Below are 14168 nucleotides of genomic sequence, written 5' to 3' on the forward strand. Positions count from 1 at the left end.
CTCTATGATTGACTACTTACATATGTGTCTCCGCACGCCCGGCCACAAGCGACGGAAATTCAGCCCTGCCATGCAAGAACGTGTGAGCCGGCGTCTGTTGTGCTTGGCACCATCGCTGACGGAAAACGGCCGGCTGATGTTTCCATCGCCGGCCGCAAGCTGTGGGATCGTTTAGTCTTTTTATTTTAGTCTTCGTTGGCCGCCAATTGCGCGAGCATCTGGCCGCGACCGCGGATTCTGAGGATCAGCGGGACGAGGAACGCGGCGGCGGCGACGATCAGCAAGCCTGCGGCGATCGGCGACATCACCAGCGTGGTCACGTCACCCTGGCTGATCGCGAGCGCCCGGCGCAACTGCTGCTCGGCAAGCGGCCCGAGGATCAGGCCGACGACCGCTGGCGCGATCGGATAGCCGAACAGGCGCATGATGTAGCCGAGGATGCCGAAGGCGAGCAGCATGCCGAGTTCGAACACCGACGGGTTGGCGCCGATGGTGCCGAGGGTCGCGAACAGCAAAATGCCGGCATAGAGCCAGGGCTTCGGGATCGTCAGCAGGCGCACCCAGAGGCCGATCATCGGCAGGTTGAGCACGAGCAGCATCGCGTTGGCGATGAGCAGGCTGGCGATCAGGCCCCAGACGAGCTGCGGATTGGTCGCAAACAGCAGCGGACCGGGCTGCAGGCCGTATTGCTGAAAACCGGCCAGCATGATCGCAGCCGTCGCCGTCGTCGGCAGGCCGAGCGTCAGCAGCGGCACCAACGTGCCGGCAGCCGAGGCATTGTTGGCCGCTTCCGGGCCGGCGACGCCCTCGATGGCGCCATGGCCGAACTCTTCCGGGTTCTTCGCCAGCCGCTTTTCTGTGGCATAGGAGAGGAAAGTGCCGATCTCGGCGCCGCCTGCCGGCATCGCGCCGATCGGGAAGCCGATCAATGTGCCGCGCAGCCAGGGCTTCCATGAACGCGACCAGTCCTGCGCCGTCATCCACAGAGACCCCTTGACCGCCTCGATCTTGTCCTCGATGCGATTGCCCTGAGCCGCGATATAGAGCGTCTCCCCGATCGCGAACATGGCAACCGCAAGCGTCGTCACTTCGACGCCGTCGAGAAGATCGGGAATGCCAAAGGAAAGCCGCGCCTGCCCCGTCTGCTGGTCGATACCGACCATGGCGAGCGCGAAGCCGATGAACAGCGAGGTCAGCCCGCGCAACGCCGAATCCCCGAAGGCCGATGAGACCGTCACGAAGGCAAGAACCATGAGGGCGAAATACTCGCGCGGCCCGAAGACCAGCGCCAGCTTGACGATGAAGGGCGCGATGAAGGCAAGTCCGAGCGTGGCGATCAGGCCGGCCACGAACGAGCCGATCGCCGCCGTTGCCAGCGCGGGGCCGCCACGGCCCGCACGCGCCATCTTGTTGCCCTCGAGCGCGGTGACGATCGACGCGCTTTCACCCGGCGTATTGAGCAGGATCGAGGTCGTCGAGCCGCCGTACATGCCGCCGTAGTAGATGCCGGCAAACATGATCAGCGAACCGGCCGGATCGAGCTGGTAGGTCACGGGCAGGAGAAGGGCCACGGTCAGCGCCGGACCGATGCCCGGAAGGACGCCGACGGCCGTGCCGAGGGTGACGCCGACGAAGGCATAGAGCAGGTTCATCGGCTGCATGGCGACCAGGATGCCCTGGAAGAGGAATTCGAAGGTGCTCATCGCATCCAATCCTAGAAGAAGAGTCTTTCAAGCGGCCCTGCTGGCAGGGTGAGCTGCAGCAGCTGCGAAAAGATAGCCCAGACGACAAAACTGAAGACGATGCCGAAGGGGATCGAGAACCAGAGCTTGCGGCGACCAAACCCGCGCGCCGTGAAGGCGAACAGGATTCCGGTCGCAATCGAGAAGCCGGCGGTCTTCAGAAGCAGCATCTGCGCGGCAAGGCCGGCGATGACCCAGACGACGGGTGCGATTTCCTGATGCTCGCGCTCCGGGAACTCGCCCCGAAAGGCCTCGAAGACCGTCCAGATGCCAAGACCGATCAGCCCGACGGCGACGGCCTTGGGTGCGGTGGCCGGTCCGATGCGGGCATACTGCGCGATTGTCTTGAGATGCATTGCGTCCCACAGCATCACCGCAGCGACGATGAAAAGACAGATGGCAATGATCAGCGCCGCCCAATCCGGGCGGCGCTTCGTTGCCAAGGGTGCGTTACCCTGGCTCATTGAACAAGTCCGATCTCTTTGAGGATGCCTTCGGTCGCCGAGACATCCTTTTCAAGCTGCGCCTTGAAGGCGTCGCCGGCAAGGTACGTGTCTGCCCAGCCCTTGGTCTTCAGGATTTCCTGCCAGCTTGCGGACTTGGACAGCTTGTCGAAATCGGCAGTCACGGCTGCCGTCTGCTCGGGCGTCAGGCCCGGAGCGGCGGCGACCATCCGCCAGTTCTGCACGCTGACATCCACCCCGGCTTCTTTCAGCGTCGGGGCGTCGACGCCCTCGATTCGCTTGTCGCTGGAGACCGCGAGCAGACGGAGCTGGCCGGCCTTGACCTGCGATTCGAATTCGCCGTAACCGGAGATGCCGGCCGTGACCTGCCCACCAAGGATGGCTGCAAGCGCCTCGCCGCCGCCGGAGAAGGCGACGTAGTTGATCTTTGTCGGGTCGACGCCGGAAGCTTTGGCGATCAGGCCGACCGCGATATGGTCGGTGCCGCCGGCCGAACCGCCGCCCCAGGAGACAGAGCCCGGATCCTGCTTCAGCTTGGCCACGAGGTCGCCCATCGTCTTGATGTCGGAGGCCGCCGGAACGACGATGGCTTCATACTCGCCGGTAAGGCGGGCGATCGGCGTGACGTCCTTCAGTGTCACGGGCGACTGGTTGGTGAGGATCGCGCCGACCATGACATAGCCGCCGACGATCAACGCGTTCTGATTGCCGCCGTTCTGGCTGGCGAACTGCGCCAGGCCGATGGTGCCGCCTGCGCCTGGAACGTTCTGAACCTGAACGTTGCCGCCGATGCCTTCCTTCTGCATGACGGCCTGCAGCGAGCGTGCCGTCTGGTCCCAGCCGCCGCCGGGCGCCGCCGGTGCCATGATGGTGTAGTCGCCCGCATAGACGGGAAGCGCCATCGCGGCTGCAAAAATGGTCGCAAGGAAAGTATGCTTCATAATGTGTCCTCCGTGGCGCGGCTGAGGACCGCGCAATTGTTCTCGATGGAATCGGGAAGGACACACCGCAGACGGACCCGAGGTCCGATAAAACAAGTGAAAATTCCTCCCGAAACTTCCGCTCTCCGCCTCCACGGATCAGAAGTTATGTGAACGGACCACAACAAGCTGTCATTTAGCTGACATCGGCCGGTTATCCAGTGACGCCGACACCTTTTTGCCGCATTTGGCGCAGGCGGCCCGGTTTGTCGGAGCATCGCCGCCGGACCAAACAGTCTTTGTCGAAGGCAACTTGTTTGCCCTGCCGGCGTTACAGGACTGAATGAGAGAGGTGGTGCCTTGAGTTCACATCTCGACACACGGAGAATCGACAATGACCGCCTGCGGGAGGTGTGGAGCGTGCGGGACTTCGCCCGACGCCGTCGATTGGACGAGGCAGAGGAGAAGCGCCTGCTGATCGTGTTCGGATCGTTTGCGACGAAACAGGAGCTGTTCGACAACGCGCAGCGCCCCTGCCTCTTCCGCTAGATGTCATCAAGGGGAGATGGTCGCCGGGTCACTCGGCGGCTTGGCTTTTTGACGCGACGGCCGGAATGCGAAGCGTGAAACGTGTCTCTCCTTCGTTGGAGACGACCGACAGGGTACCGCCGTGAGCCTTGGCGATCTGGGCCGCAATGTAGAGCCCGAGCCCGAGGCCTTCAGCGCGCAATCCTCGACGCTTGAACGGCTGAAAAATGCCCGAAATCATGTCCGCGGAAATTGGCGCTCCGCAGTTTGCGACCCACAGTTCGAATGCACCGGCGCTCACCTCCGCGCCGACACGGATCCGGCCGGCCTTGTCTCCGTGTACGATGGCGTTGGACAGAAGGTTCGCAAAGAGCTGGCCCAGGCGATTGCTGTCGGCGTAGACGTCGCTGTCGATCGCGAAATTCGTCTCGATCCGGCGATCCGGATATACCTGCGAAAATTCGGCCACGATCGCTTCGAGTTCCCGAGTGAGCCGTGTGAATTCAGGCTTCAAAACCATGCCGCCGCCCAGGCCTCGCGCGAAGTCCATGACGTTTTCGACGATGTTCGACACGCGCGTGATCGTCTGCTCCATCAGCCCCAGGACGGCACTGCCCTGCGAATCGGCCACCGAATTGCGCAGCAGCCTTGTACCGGCGGCCATCGAAGCAATCGGGTTCTTGATGTCGTGGCCCAGGATGGCAATGAACTGATCGCGGAGCTGCGAAGTCTCGAGCTCAGCAACGAGCCGCTGCTCGACCGCGATGAGCTCTCGGCGGGCATCGATGTGTCGGGCAATGAGATCGGCAAAGAGCTTCGTGGTGCTGAGAACCCTGGGATTGTCAACCTGCGCCGGATTGGGATCTATCGCGCACAACGTGCCGAAAAACGAACCGTCGCCGAGAATGATTGGAACCGAGATGTAGCTCTGGAAGCCGTATTGCAGCGGCGTGTGGTGGCCGACCCAGGTCGAGCTCTGGCTGACGTCGTCGATGGCGACGGCCGTGTGGTGCTGCCGGATTTCGTGACAGATCGTTGTCTCGACCGCAAGTTCACCGCCGGGCTGCAGACCGAAATCGATGGTGTCGAGCACCGCACAGGCAACCCAGCGTTCCGACGTCACGCGCGCGACGGCGGCAAAGCCCATAAGCGTGGTGGCCTGCATCACCTGCAGGATCGTCGGAACGACGTCGATGGATGCGACTGTATCGAGATCGTCCTGGAAGTCGTGCGTCACCGCAGGTCTCCTACCCCCAAGAGGTGCTTGGGGCGATTGGTATCGCGTTTTCGGTCCTGCGTCATTTCACTAAGACGTATGTCGTCGGATGGCATCGGCGGCAGGGCTCTCGATCAGGACGCAAGGGGCGTTAGAAAATGCGGGGATGACAAAGGAGAACCCCTTCGAACCGCCGCGGCGTATTCGAGGGCTTCGGATACTTTTGCCGGCCAGTGCGGCTTGGAGACGATGCCCACCGCGCTGCCGCTGTCACGCACCAATTCCGGATTGCCGGTCATGAAAACCACAGTCACTCCGTAGGCGCTGGCCAGGCGTTCCGCAATCGAGGGGCCCGTGATGCCATCGGCAAGGTGCACGTCCACCAGTGCCACCTCGGCCTCCCGTGCAAGCTCCATCGCTTCACCGAAGTTGCGTGCCGGACCGATCACCTCGTGACCGAGATCCAGAACGGTGGATTCGAGATCGAGCGCTATCAGCAACTCGTCTTCGACAATGAGAACTTTCATGCGGAAATTGCCCGTTTCGCTGTCGCGGTCTTATGCGCGAGAACAAGAAACGCCTAACCCCGACATTGGTTCCCCGCCGCCGAAAATATCTTCGCAGGGCTGCAGCCCTTCCATGTCGCCTGAATCACTGCGTGCGCAGTACTTCGTTCCAGCGGGCAATCAGACGGGCGCGCTTGACCTGATCGAGATAGACCATCAGGCCCGGGCTCACCGGCACTGGCCGCAACTGTGCGCCAAGCAGTTCCTGCATCGTGTTGGCCGTATTCTCGCCGGTCACTTCAGGGCTAACGGCCGGAATCTGCAATTCACGCGCCATGATGGTCTGCCCTTCCTTCGACATGAAAAAGGAGAGGTAGCGGCGCCCGAGTTCCGGATCGCCGGCGGCTTGCGGCACGAGGCCGATCCGCGACATTACCACCGTATAGTCCTTCGGCAGAACGATCCCGACATCCGGGTGCCGTTTCGCCCAATCGGCAGCGTAGGAGCCGAGAATATTGTAGCCCAGCACGAAGCGCCCGTCGGCGACGCGCTCAAGAATCGCCGAGCTTGTCGAATAGAGTTTGACGCCCGCCGCTCCCATCGCTCCGATCACCGACCAGATATCTCCGAACTGCTCCTGATCGCGCGCCATGAACAGGAAGCCCACGCCCGACCGTTCGATGTCGTAGGTGCCGATCCGCCCGTGCACGGCATCGCCCTTGCGTTTCAGGTAGTCGATGAACTCGGCCCGCGTACTCGGTGGCGGTTCGCTGACGAAACTCGGCTTGTGATAGACGAACACCGCAGGCTCGAAGGTCAGCGCATAGGCAGTGTTCCGCCAGTTCGCCCACTTCGGCCAGCGTCCACTCATCGGCAGGTTGCTCGGCTGCGCGTAGCCGTCATTGGAGAGCTTCACCTGCAGGTCCATGGCCGAGGAAAAAGCAAAATCCGCCGTCCGCTGGCCCGCATCGGTTTCCCTGACGATGCGATCATAGATCTCCCCGGTGAGCATGTCCTCGTATTTGACCGCTACATCCGGGTTGGCATCCTGAAATCCCCGGATCATTGGCTGCGCCAGCGGCTCGTCGAGCGACGAATAGACCACCAGCGCCGGCGCATTCGCACTGGCAGATTTCGCCGGGTAGAAGACCTCGTCCGCCAGCGCCATGCACGGACAGAGCGTCAAAAATAAAAGTAAAGTCAGTGTCCTCATCCGCCTAGAATGCATGACCGCGAAGGGCGGCACAAGAGACGGACAGACAGGGATGCGATCGCGGCACGCCCCTCCAAAGGCGTAACGGCGACGCAGGACAAAGCCCGCCAAAACCGCTAGTGTTTGCAAAACCTATCCCGGAGGATGCATTGGAGCGACGACTGACCGCCATTCTCGCCGCCGACGTTGTCGGGTACTCCAGGCTGATGGGCGTCGATGAAGCGGGAACGCTGGCAGCCGTCAATCGTCATCGCAGCGAACTGCTCGGGCCGGCGATCGTCAAGCACAGCGGTCGGCTGGTGAAGCTCCTCGGCGACGGTCTGCTCGCGGAATTCGCAAGCGTCGTCAATGCGGTTGCCTGCGCCGTCGAAATCCAGCGCGGCATGGCGCAACGAAGCGAAGGCGTCGCCGAGGAGCGCCGCATTCAGTTGCGGATCGGCGTTAATTTTGGAGACGTCATCGTCGAGAACGGCGATATTTTCGGTGACGGCGTGAACCTTGCGGCACGGCTGGAGGCAGTAGCCGAGCCCGGCGGCATCGCCGTCCCGCAGACGGTCTGCGACCAGATCGGCACACGCCTGGATCTGCGTTTCGAAGACCGCGGCCAGCAATCGCTGAAGAACATCCAGCACCTCGTTCGCGTCTACGCCGTGCGCTTCGATGGACCTGTCGAGACCGCCGGGACGCCTGCCGGCGCCGGAATTCCCGACCAGCGGTCGATCGTGGTGCTGCCGTTTACCAACATGAGCGGCGACCCCGATCAGGAATATTTCTCCGACGGACTGACGGAAGACATCATCACGGACCTGTCGAAGATCTCCGGTCTTCTGGTGACGCCGCGCAACACCACATTCACCTACAAGGGCCGGCACGCGAAGATCGGCCAGATCGCCCGCGAGCTGTCGGTACGCTATGTCCTGCAGGGCAGCGTCCGCAAATCGGGCGAGCGCGTCAGGATCAGCGCGCAGATGATCGACGCCGACAACGAGGATCATCTTTGGGCCGATCGCTACGACCGGGACCTGACCGATATCTTCGCGATCCAGGACGAAATTGCCCACGCCATCGTTGGCCAGCTGAAAATCCAGCTCAGGCCGGAAGAGATACGGGCGATCGAAACCGAGCCGACCCGCAACGTCGAGGCCTATACCTACTACCTCCGCGGACGCAAATTCGCCCGCTCGATGACGATGTCCTATCTCAGCCTCGCGAGACGGATGTTCTCGAAGGCCATCGAACTCGACCCGGACTATGCGCGCGCCTACGCAGGGATTGCCGATTGCGATGCTGCCCTTCACATCTGGTACGCGGCCGAGCTGCCGATCCAGGAGATTCTCGAAACGAGCGCCAAGGCGCTGACGCTGGACCCCGACCTTGCCGAGGCCCACGCGGCGCGGGCCATCGCCCTGCACCACAATGGAAGGGACGACGAGGCCGATCCGTACTTTGAGCGCGCTCTTGCTCTGGACCCCAACCTCTTCGAGGCGAATTTCCATTTCGCACACCGGCTTTTCAAGCGGGGACAGTTCGAAGAAGCGATCGTCTATTTCGAGCGCTCTGCGTCCCTCTATACCGACGACTACGTCTCCCCGATCCTTTTGGCGGCCGCCTGCCGTTCTCTCGGCCGCATGGAAGAGAGGCGAAAATGGGCTATCGAAGGAATTGCCCGTGCCGAGCGGGCGTCCGAGCAGAACCCCGGCAATTCCGCACCCGTCCATCGCGCAGCGCTCGCCTATGCACAGCTCGGAGACCGGAACCGCGCGTTGTCCTGGATCACGCGTGCGCTGGCCATGGATCCGAGCGATGTCATAACGCGCTACAACGCAGTCTGCGTTCACGCCGTACTCGGCGACGTCGACCACGCCATCTATCTGCTCGAGCGCCTGGTGCCGAACAGTTCGTCCTATCAGCTCGGCTGGTTCACCAACGATTCCGACCTCGACAACATCCGCTCCGACCCGCGTTTCGACAAGCTGATGGCCGTCATTGCACAACAGTAGGGATCTTGCTGCGCGCTCCCAAAACAACGGACGGTGACAGCGTTTCCGCTGCCCTGTAATCTGCTTCGAAAATCAAGGGAACATCCGTGCGCATTCTACTGGTCGAGGACAACATCGCGCTTGCCGACGGGCTGTCGGCCATTCTGCGCGACACCGGCCATGCAGTCGATGTCGTCCACGACGGCGCCTCGGCGAATGCAGTCACGGCCGCCGAGGCCTTCGATCTCGTTGTGCTCGATCTCAACCTTCCCGAGGTGGACGGCCTCGATGTGCTGCGCGCCATGCGGGCTCGCAAAAACCAGGCTGCCGTGTTGATCCTCACCGCCCGCGGCACGCCGGAAGAGCGCGTGAAGGGGCTCGATCTGGGCGCCGACGACTACCTCATCAAGCCCTTCGATATTGCGGAGTTCGAGGCACGCGTGCGGGTGCTGCTACGCCGCCAGGCCGGCCTGCATTCGGCAACAGTGAGTTTCGGGGGCGTCTCGTTCGATCTCAGATCCCGCGCCTTCTTCGCCGGATCGACGCCGATCGACATCCCCGCCCGCGAACTCGGCCTTCTCGAAATCCTCTTCATGCGCGCTGGAAAGGTCGTCGCCAAGAATGCGATCATCCAGTCGCTGACCGCCTTCGACGACGACATCTCCGCCAATGCCATCGAGCAATATGTCAGCCGCCTGAGAAAACGCCTGTCGCCTTACGGGCTGACCGTAAAGACCGCGCGGGGCATCGGCTATTACCTCGACAAGCTGCCAGAGGCTTCATGACGGCAGCTTATTCGCTTCGACGCAGGCTGCTGTTCTGGTTGCTGATATCGACCGCGATTATCGGCATGGTGGCGCTGGCCGATACCTATCGCGAGGCGGTGCAGACCTCCAACATCGTCTCCGACCGCGTTCTTGCCGGCTCAGCACTGGCGATTGCCGAACGCGTCGTGGTCGCGGAGGACGGCTCGCTGCAGGTCGATATTCCCTATGTCGCGCTGGAGATGCTGACCTCGGCGGCACAGGACCGCGTCTTCTACCGGGTCGACGGACCGCCCGGAAACTTCATCACCGGTTATCAGGCGCTCCCGGTTCTCAAGGAAACGCAGGGCGACAGCGCAGCTTTTGCAGACGATACCTTCCGCGACGAACCGATCCGCGTCGCGACGCTCAGGCGCTCCGCCTCGACAGGTATCCGTTCCGTACCGTTCACCGTGACCGTCGCCGAGACGACGATAGCCCGGCGTCATCTCGCACGAGCAATCCTTTTCCGTTCGGCGCTGCGCCTCTCGCTGATGATAGCAGGTGCGGCCATCATCGTCTGGATATCCGTCACCGTGGCGCTGCGCCCGCTCTACGAGCTGCGCGACGCGATCGGGGAACGCAGCCCCGACGACCTGCACCCCATTCAGCAGTCCGTTCCAAGCGAGGTCCAGCCACTGGTCGATACGGTCAACGGCTTCATGGTCCGCCTGCAATCGGCACTCGACGCGCTTCGCAATTTCACCGGCAATGCCAGCCACCAGCTGCGCACCCCGCTTGCGATCATCCGCACCCAGCTTGCCCTGTCGGCCCGCGCCACGTCGCTCCCGGATGCGCAGATAGCCGCCCTGAAAGGCGACCATGCGGTTGCTCACGCGGAGAGAATTCTGGCGCAGCTGCTTCTGATGGCCAAGATAGACGCTGCGGCCGCAAGGGAGGCTTTGACGGCCACGTCGATCGATCTGGCGGCGATCGCGCAGGACATTACCGGCGAACTCATTCCCGCCGCAGGTGCCGCCGGGATCGACCTCGGCTTCGAAGGCGACGGCCCGCAGACTATCCGGGCCGAGCCGCTTTTGATCGGCGAGCTCCTGCGCAATCTCGTCGGCAACGCCATCGCCTATGCCGGCAAGGGAGCCGAGGTGACAGTCCGCATCCGCCGCAGCGACGATTCCGTTTGCCTCGAGGTCGAAGACAACGGTCCCGGAATTCCGCCGGAGAAACTGGCGGCCGTGCGCCAACGCTTTTCCCGCGGCAACCAGTCCGGAGCGCCCGGTGCCGGGCTTGGATTGCCGATCGTCGAAGAGATCGCAGGCCTCTTCGACGCCGTCCTGAACCTGGAGCCGGCCGCCGCCGGCCAAGGGCTCCGGGCGACGGTCACGTTTGCAGCCGCTGTCTAAACGCTTAGCGGCATTAACCTTTCCGCCTTGCATTCTTTCGCTGCATTGCACACACTACCCTCGGGAACAGCAAATGCCGCACAAAGTCGTGGCGCCGGATAAGGCAAGATATGTCAATCAAAGCCAGCATCTATCACCTGACGCACTACAAATACGACAAGCCGGTTCGTCTCGGCCCACAGGTCATCCGCCTGAAGCCGGCGTCGCATTCGAAAACCAGGGTGATCAGTCACTCGCTGAAGGTCACGCCCTCCAACCATTTCGTGAACCTGCAGCAGGATCCCTACGGCAACTATCTCGCCCGCTACGTGTTTCCGGACCCCGTCACCGAGTTCAAGATCGAGGTCGATCTCGTTGCCGATATGACGGTCTACAACCCCTTCGACTTCTTTATCGAGGAAAGCGCCGAAACCTGGCCTTTCGCCTATCCGGAGGACATCAGCGACGACTTGAAAATCTACATGCAGCCACAGCCGATGGAGCCGGCTCTCGCGGCCTATGTTGCCGGCATCGACCGCACGCCGGTGCGCACCATCGATTTCATCGTCGGCCTCAACGCGCGCCTCAAGCAGGACATCGAATACGTCATCCGCATGGAACCCGGCGTCCAGACGCCCGAGGAAACGCTGCGGCTTGCCCTCGGATCCTGTCGCGATTCGAGCTGGCTGCTGGTCGAAATCCTGCGCAACCTCGGGCTCGCCGCCCGCTTCGTGTCGGGCTATCTTATCCAGCTGACACCCGATCTGAAGGCGCTCGACGGACCTTCCGGCACGGATGTCGATTTCACGGACCTGCATGCATGGTGCGAAGTCTACCTGCCCGGCGCCGGCTGGGTCGGCCTCGACCCGACCTCCGGTCTGCTGACCGGCGAAAGCCATATCCCGCTCGCCGCCACCCCGCACTACCGCAACGCCGCGCCGATCTCGGGCGCCCTCTTCGGCCAGGCCAACACAGAATTCGACTTCGACATGAAGGTGTCGCGCGTCGCCGAGCATCCGCGCATCACCAAGCCTTTTTCCGACGAGAGCTGGGATGAACTCAATGAGCTCGGCGCCAAAATCGATCGCATTCTCGCGGCCGAGGACGTCCGCCTGACCATGGGCGGCGAACCGACCTTCGTCTCCATCGACGACTTCGAGTCCGAAGAGTGGAACACCGAGGCCGTCGGCCCGACCAAGCGCGAAAAAGCCGACCAACTGATACGCAAGTTGCGCGAGCGCTTCGCGCCCGGCGGCTTCCTGCACTACGGCCAGGGCAAGTGGTATCCCGGCGAAAGCCTGCCGCGCTGGACCTTCTCGCTCTACTGGCGCAAGGACGGCAAGCCGATCTGGCAGAATCCGGAGCTGATAGCAGGTGAGGGCACGGACACCGGCGTCAAGGCGGAAGACGCCTCCAGTCTCCTCAACGCGATTGCCAGGGAATTGGCGATCGAACCCGAGATGGTGCTGCCGGCCTACGAGGACCCGGCCGAATGGATCATCAAGGAAGGCAGCCTCCCCGAGAACGTCGATCCTTCCAACTCCAAGCTGAAGGACCCGGAGGAGCGCAGCCGCATCGCCCGCGTCTTCGAACGCGGCCTGACCGCCCCGACAGGCTATATCCTTCCGGTACAGGCCTGGAACGCCAAGGCCTCGGGCCAGCGCTGGGTCAGCGAAAAATGGAAGACGCGCCGCGGCAAGATCTTCCTCGTGCCCGGCGACAGCCCGGTCGGCTACCGCCTGCCGCTCGGCACGCTGCCCCATGTCCCGCCGGCGCGATATCCCTACATCCACACCGCGGACCCCTCGATCCCCCGTCAGCCGTTACCTGAGGTGTTTGTTCCGGCGGGTCGTACCATGCCGGAAGCGTCCCGCCAGGCGGATGACAGCAGCCAGAACCGCGTCGAACAGACGGTCGGCGAAATCGGCGGCGCCGTGCGAACCGCGATCTCCGTCGAACCGCGTGACGGCAGGCTCTGCGTCTTCATGCCGCCTGTCGAACGTATCGAGGATTATCTCGAACTGATCGCGGCCGCCGAAAACGCCGCCGCCGAACTTGGCCTCCCCGTCCACATCGAAGGCTACTCGCCGCCGCAGGACGAGCGCATCAATGTCATCCGCGTCGCCCCGGATCCCGGTGTCATCGAGGTCAATATTCATCCCGCCTCCAACTGGCAGGATTGTGTCGACATCACCACTGTCATCTACGAGGAAGCGCGCCAGACCCGCCTCGGTGCCGACAAGTTCATGATCGACGGCCGCCACACCGGCACCGGCGGCGGCAACCACGTGGTCGTCGGCGGTGCGAACCCCGGCGACAGCCCGTTCCTGCGCCGCCCGGATCTGCTGAAGAGCCTGGTGCTGCACTGGCAGCGCCATCCGGCCCTCTCCTATATGTTCTCCGGCATGTTCATCGGCCCGACAAGCCAGGCGCCGCGCATCGATGAAGCCCGTCACGACAGCCTCTACGAACTCGAAATCGCGATGGCACAGGTGCCGCAGCCAGGCCGCGGTGCACCGCCGCTGCCCTGGCTGACCGACCGCCTGTTCCGCAACCTCCTGATCGACGTGACGGGCAACACCCACCGCGCCGAGATCTGCATCGACAAGCTGTTTTCGCCCGATGGGCCGACGGGCCGTCTCGGTCTGGTCGAATTCCGCGGCTTTGAAATGCCGCCGAACGCGCGCATGTCGCTTGCCCAGCAGCTTCTCGTCCGCGCCCTCGTCGCCCGCTTCTGGACCAACCCGGCAGACGGAACATTCGTACGCTGGGGAACCTCGCTCCACGATCGCTTCATGCTGCCGCATTTCGTCTGGCAGGACTTCCTGGACGTGCTGGCAGATCTCCGTCAGAACGGCTTCGATCTCAGCCCGGAATGGTTCAAGGCGCAGCTCGAATTCCGCTTCCCCTTCTGCGGCGAGGTCGAATACGAGGGCTCCAGGCTCGAACTGCGCCAGGCGCTGGAGCCCTGGCACGTCATGGGCGAGGAAGGTGCCATCGGCGGCACCGTGCGCTATGTCGACAGCTCGGTCGAGCGCCTGCAGGTGCGGCTCGAAACCAGCAATTCGTCACGCTATACGGTCACCTGCAACGGCCGCACCGTACCGCTCAAGCCGACCGGCACGTCCGGCGTTTCCGTCGCCGGCGTTCGCTTCAAGGCATGGCAGCCGGCGTCGGGATTGCATCCCGTTCTGCCGGTCAACACGCCGCTGACCTTCGATATTTATGATACATGGTCGAAGCGTTCGATCGGCGGCTGCATCTATCATGTTGCCCATCCGGGCGGGCGAACCTATGACACCTTCCCGGTCAATGGTAACGAAGCGGAAGCACGGCGCCTTGCGCGATTCGAACCGTGGGGACATATGGCGGGCAGCTACACACCGGCCGCCGAAACGGGTTCCCCGGAGTTCCCGCTGACGCTGGACCTGAGACGACCGGCAGGACTTTAGACTTA

At 62.9% G+C, this 14168-nt stretch carries 11 protein-coding genes; 5 read left to right on the forward strand and 6 right to left on the reverse strand.

The window, feature by feature from the left end; translation table 11 throughout:
- Positions 1-185 precede the first annotated feature (185 nt).
- The 3 genes from ASC97_RS26870 to ASC97_RS26880 are packed head-to-tail and all read right to left on the reverse strand — an operon-like array spanning position 186 to position 3147.
- Positions 186-1703: a tripartite tricarboxylate transporter permease gene (locus ASC97_RS26870; protein ID WP_057471553.1), complete on the reverse strand. Its 1518-nt coding sequence runs from the start codon at positions 1701-1703 to the stop codon at positions 186-188.
- Between the two features lie 11 nt (positions 1704-1714).
- The gene (locus ASC97_RS26875) at positions 1715-2206 is read right to left on the reverse strand and encodes a tripartite tricarboxylate transporter TctB family protein (RefSeq protein ID WP_057471388.1); all 492 of its coding nucleotides are present in this window, start codon (positions 2204-2206) and stop codon (positions 1715-1717) included.
- Positions 2203-3147, reverse strand: a complete 945-nt coding sequence (locus tag ASC97_RS26880; protein WP_057471389.1) for a Bug family tripartite tricarboxylate transporter substrate binding protein — start codon at positions 3145-3147, stop codon at positions 2203-2205. The genes ASC97_RS26875 and ASC97_RS26880 overlap by 4 nt, the downstream gene beginning before the upstream one ends.
- Positions 3148-3486: 339 nt before the next feature.
- Here ASC97_RS26880 and ASC97_RS26885 point away from each other — a divergent pair, with 339 nt between their 5' ends.
- The gene (locus ASC97_RS26885; RefSeq protein ID WP_057471390.1) at positions 3487-3675 is read left to right on the forward strand and encodes a hypothetical protein; all 189 of its coding nucleotides are present in this window, start codon (positions 3487-3489) and stop codon (positions 3673-3675) included.
- A 28-nt stretch (positions 3676-3703) separates the two neighbouring features.
- On the opposite strand, the gene ASC97_RS26890 is transcribed toward ASC97_RS26885, so the two are convergent.
- The 3 genes from ASC97_RS26890 to ASC97_RS26900 form a co-directional block, all read right to left on the reverse strand.
- On the reverse strand, positions 3704-4891 hold the full coding sequence (locus ASC97_RS26890) for a GAF domain-containing sensor histidine kinase (protein ID WP_057471391.1): 1188 nt from the start codon (positions 4889-4891) through the stop codon (positions 3704-3706).
- Positions 4892-5004: 113 nt separating this feature from the next.
- Entirely contained in the window at positions 5005-5397 is a 393-nt protein-coding gene (locus ASC97_RS26895; RefSeq protein WP_057471392.1) for a response regulator, read from the reverse strand.
- A 124-nt stretch (positions 5398-5521) separates the two neighbouring features.
- Positions 5522-6589: an ABC transporter substrate-binding protein gene (locus tag ASC97_RS26900; protein WP_057471393.1), complete on the reverse strand. Its 1068-nt coding sequence runs from the start codon at positions 6587-6589 to the stop codon at positions 5522-5524.
- A 149-nt stretch (positions 6590-6738) separates the two neighbouring features.
- On the opposite strand from ASC97_RS26900, the gene ASC97_RS26905 reads away from it, so the two are divergent.
- From ASC97_RS26905 to ASC97_RS26920, 4 genes are all read left to right on the forward strand, one after another.
- Entirely contained in the window at positions 6739-8589 is a 1851-nt protein-coding gene (locus tag ASC97_RS26905) for an adenylate/guanylate cyclase domain-containing protein (RefSeq protein WP_057471394.1), read from the forward strand.
- Between the two features lie 86 nt (positions 8590-8675).
- Positions 8676-9353, forward strand: coding sequence for a response regulator transcription factor (locus tag ASC97_RS26910; protein WP_057471395.1), 678 nt, complete (start codon positions 8676-8678; stop codon positions 9351-9353).
- A complete protein-coding gene (locus tag ASC97_RS26915; RefSeq protein ID WP_057471396.1) occupies positions 9350-10732 on the forward strand; it encodes a sensor histidine kinase in 1383 nt (460 codons plus the stop codon). Before ASC97_RS26910 ends, ASC97_RS26915 begins: the two co-directional genes overlap by 4 nt.
- A 110-nt stretch (positions 10733-10842) precedes the next feature.
- Complete coding sequence (locus ASC97_RS26920) at positions 10843-14163, forward strand: transglutaminase family protein (protein ID WP_057471397.1); 3321 nt, start codon at positions 10843-10845, stop codon at positions 14161-14163.
- Positions 14164-14168: the final 5 nt, after the last annotated feature.

It is taken from the genome of Rhizobium sp. Root1203 (assembly GCF_001424945.1).
Lineage (GTDB): Bacteria > Pseudomonadota > Alphaproteobacteria > Rhizobiales > Rhizobiaceae > Rhizobium.

Excerpts from the sequence above, each read along its gene's own strand:
- ASC97_RS26870 (WP_057471553.1), bottom strand. The coding sequence starts at position 1,703 with ATGAGCACCTTCGAATTCCTCTTCCAGGGCATCCTGGTCGCCATGCAG.
- ASC97_RS26875 (WP_057471388.1), bottom strand. The coding sequence starts at position 2,206 with ATGAGCCAGGGTAACGCACCCTTGGCAACGAAGCGCCGCCCGGATTGG.
- ASC97_RS26880 (WP_057471389.1), bottom strand. The coding sequence starts at position 3,147 with ATGAAGCATACTTTCCTTGCGACCATTTTTGCAGCCGCGATGGCGCTT.
- ASC97_RS26895 (WP_057471392.1), bottom strand. The coding sequence starts at position 5,397 with ATGAAAGTTCTCATTGTCGAAGACGAGTTGCTGATAGCGCTCGATCTC.
- ASC97_RS26900 (WP_057471393.1), bottom strand. The coding sequence starts at position 6,589 with ATGAGGACACTGACTTTACTTTTATTTTTGACGCTCTGTCCGTGCATG.
- ASC97_RS26915 (WP_057471396.1), top strand. The coding sequence starts at position 9,350 with ATGACGGCAGCTTATTCGCTTCGACGCAGGCTGCTGTTCTGGTTGCTG.
- ASC97_RS26920 (WP_057471397.1), top strand. The coding sequence starts at position 10,843 with ATGTCAATCAAAGCCAGCATCTATCACCTGACGCACTACAAATACGAC.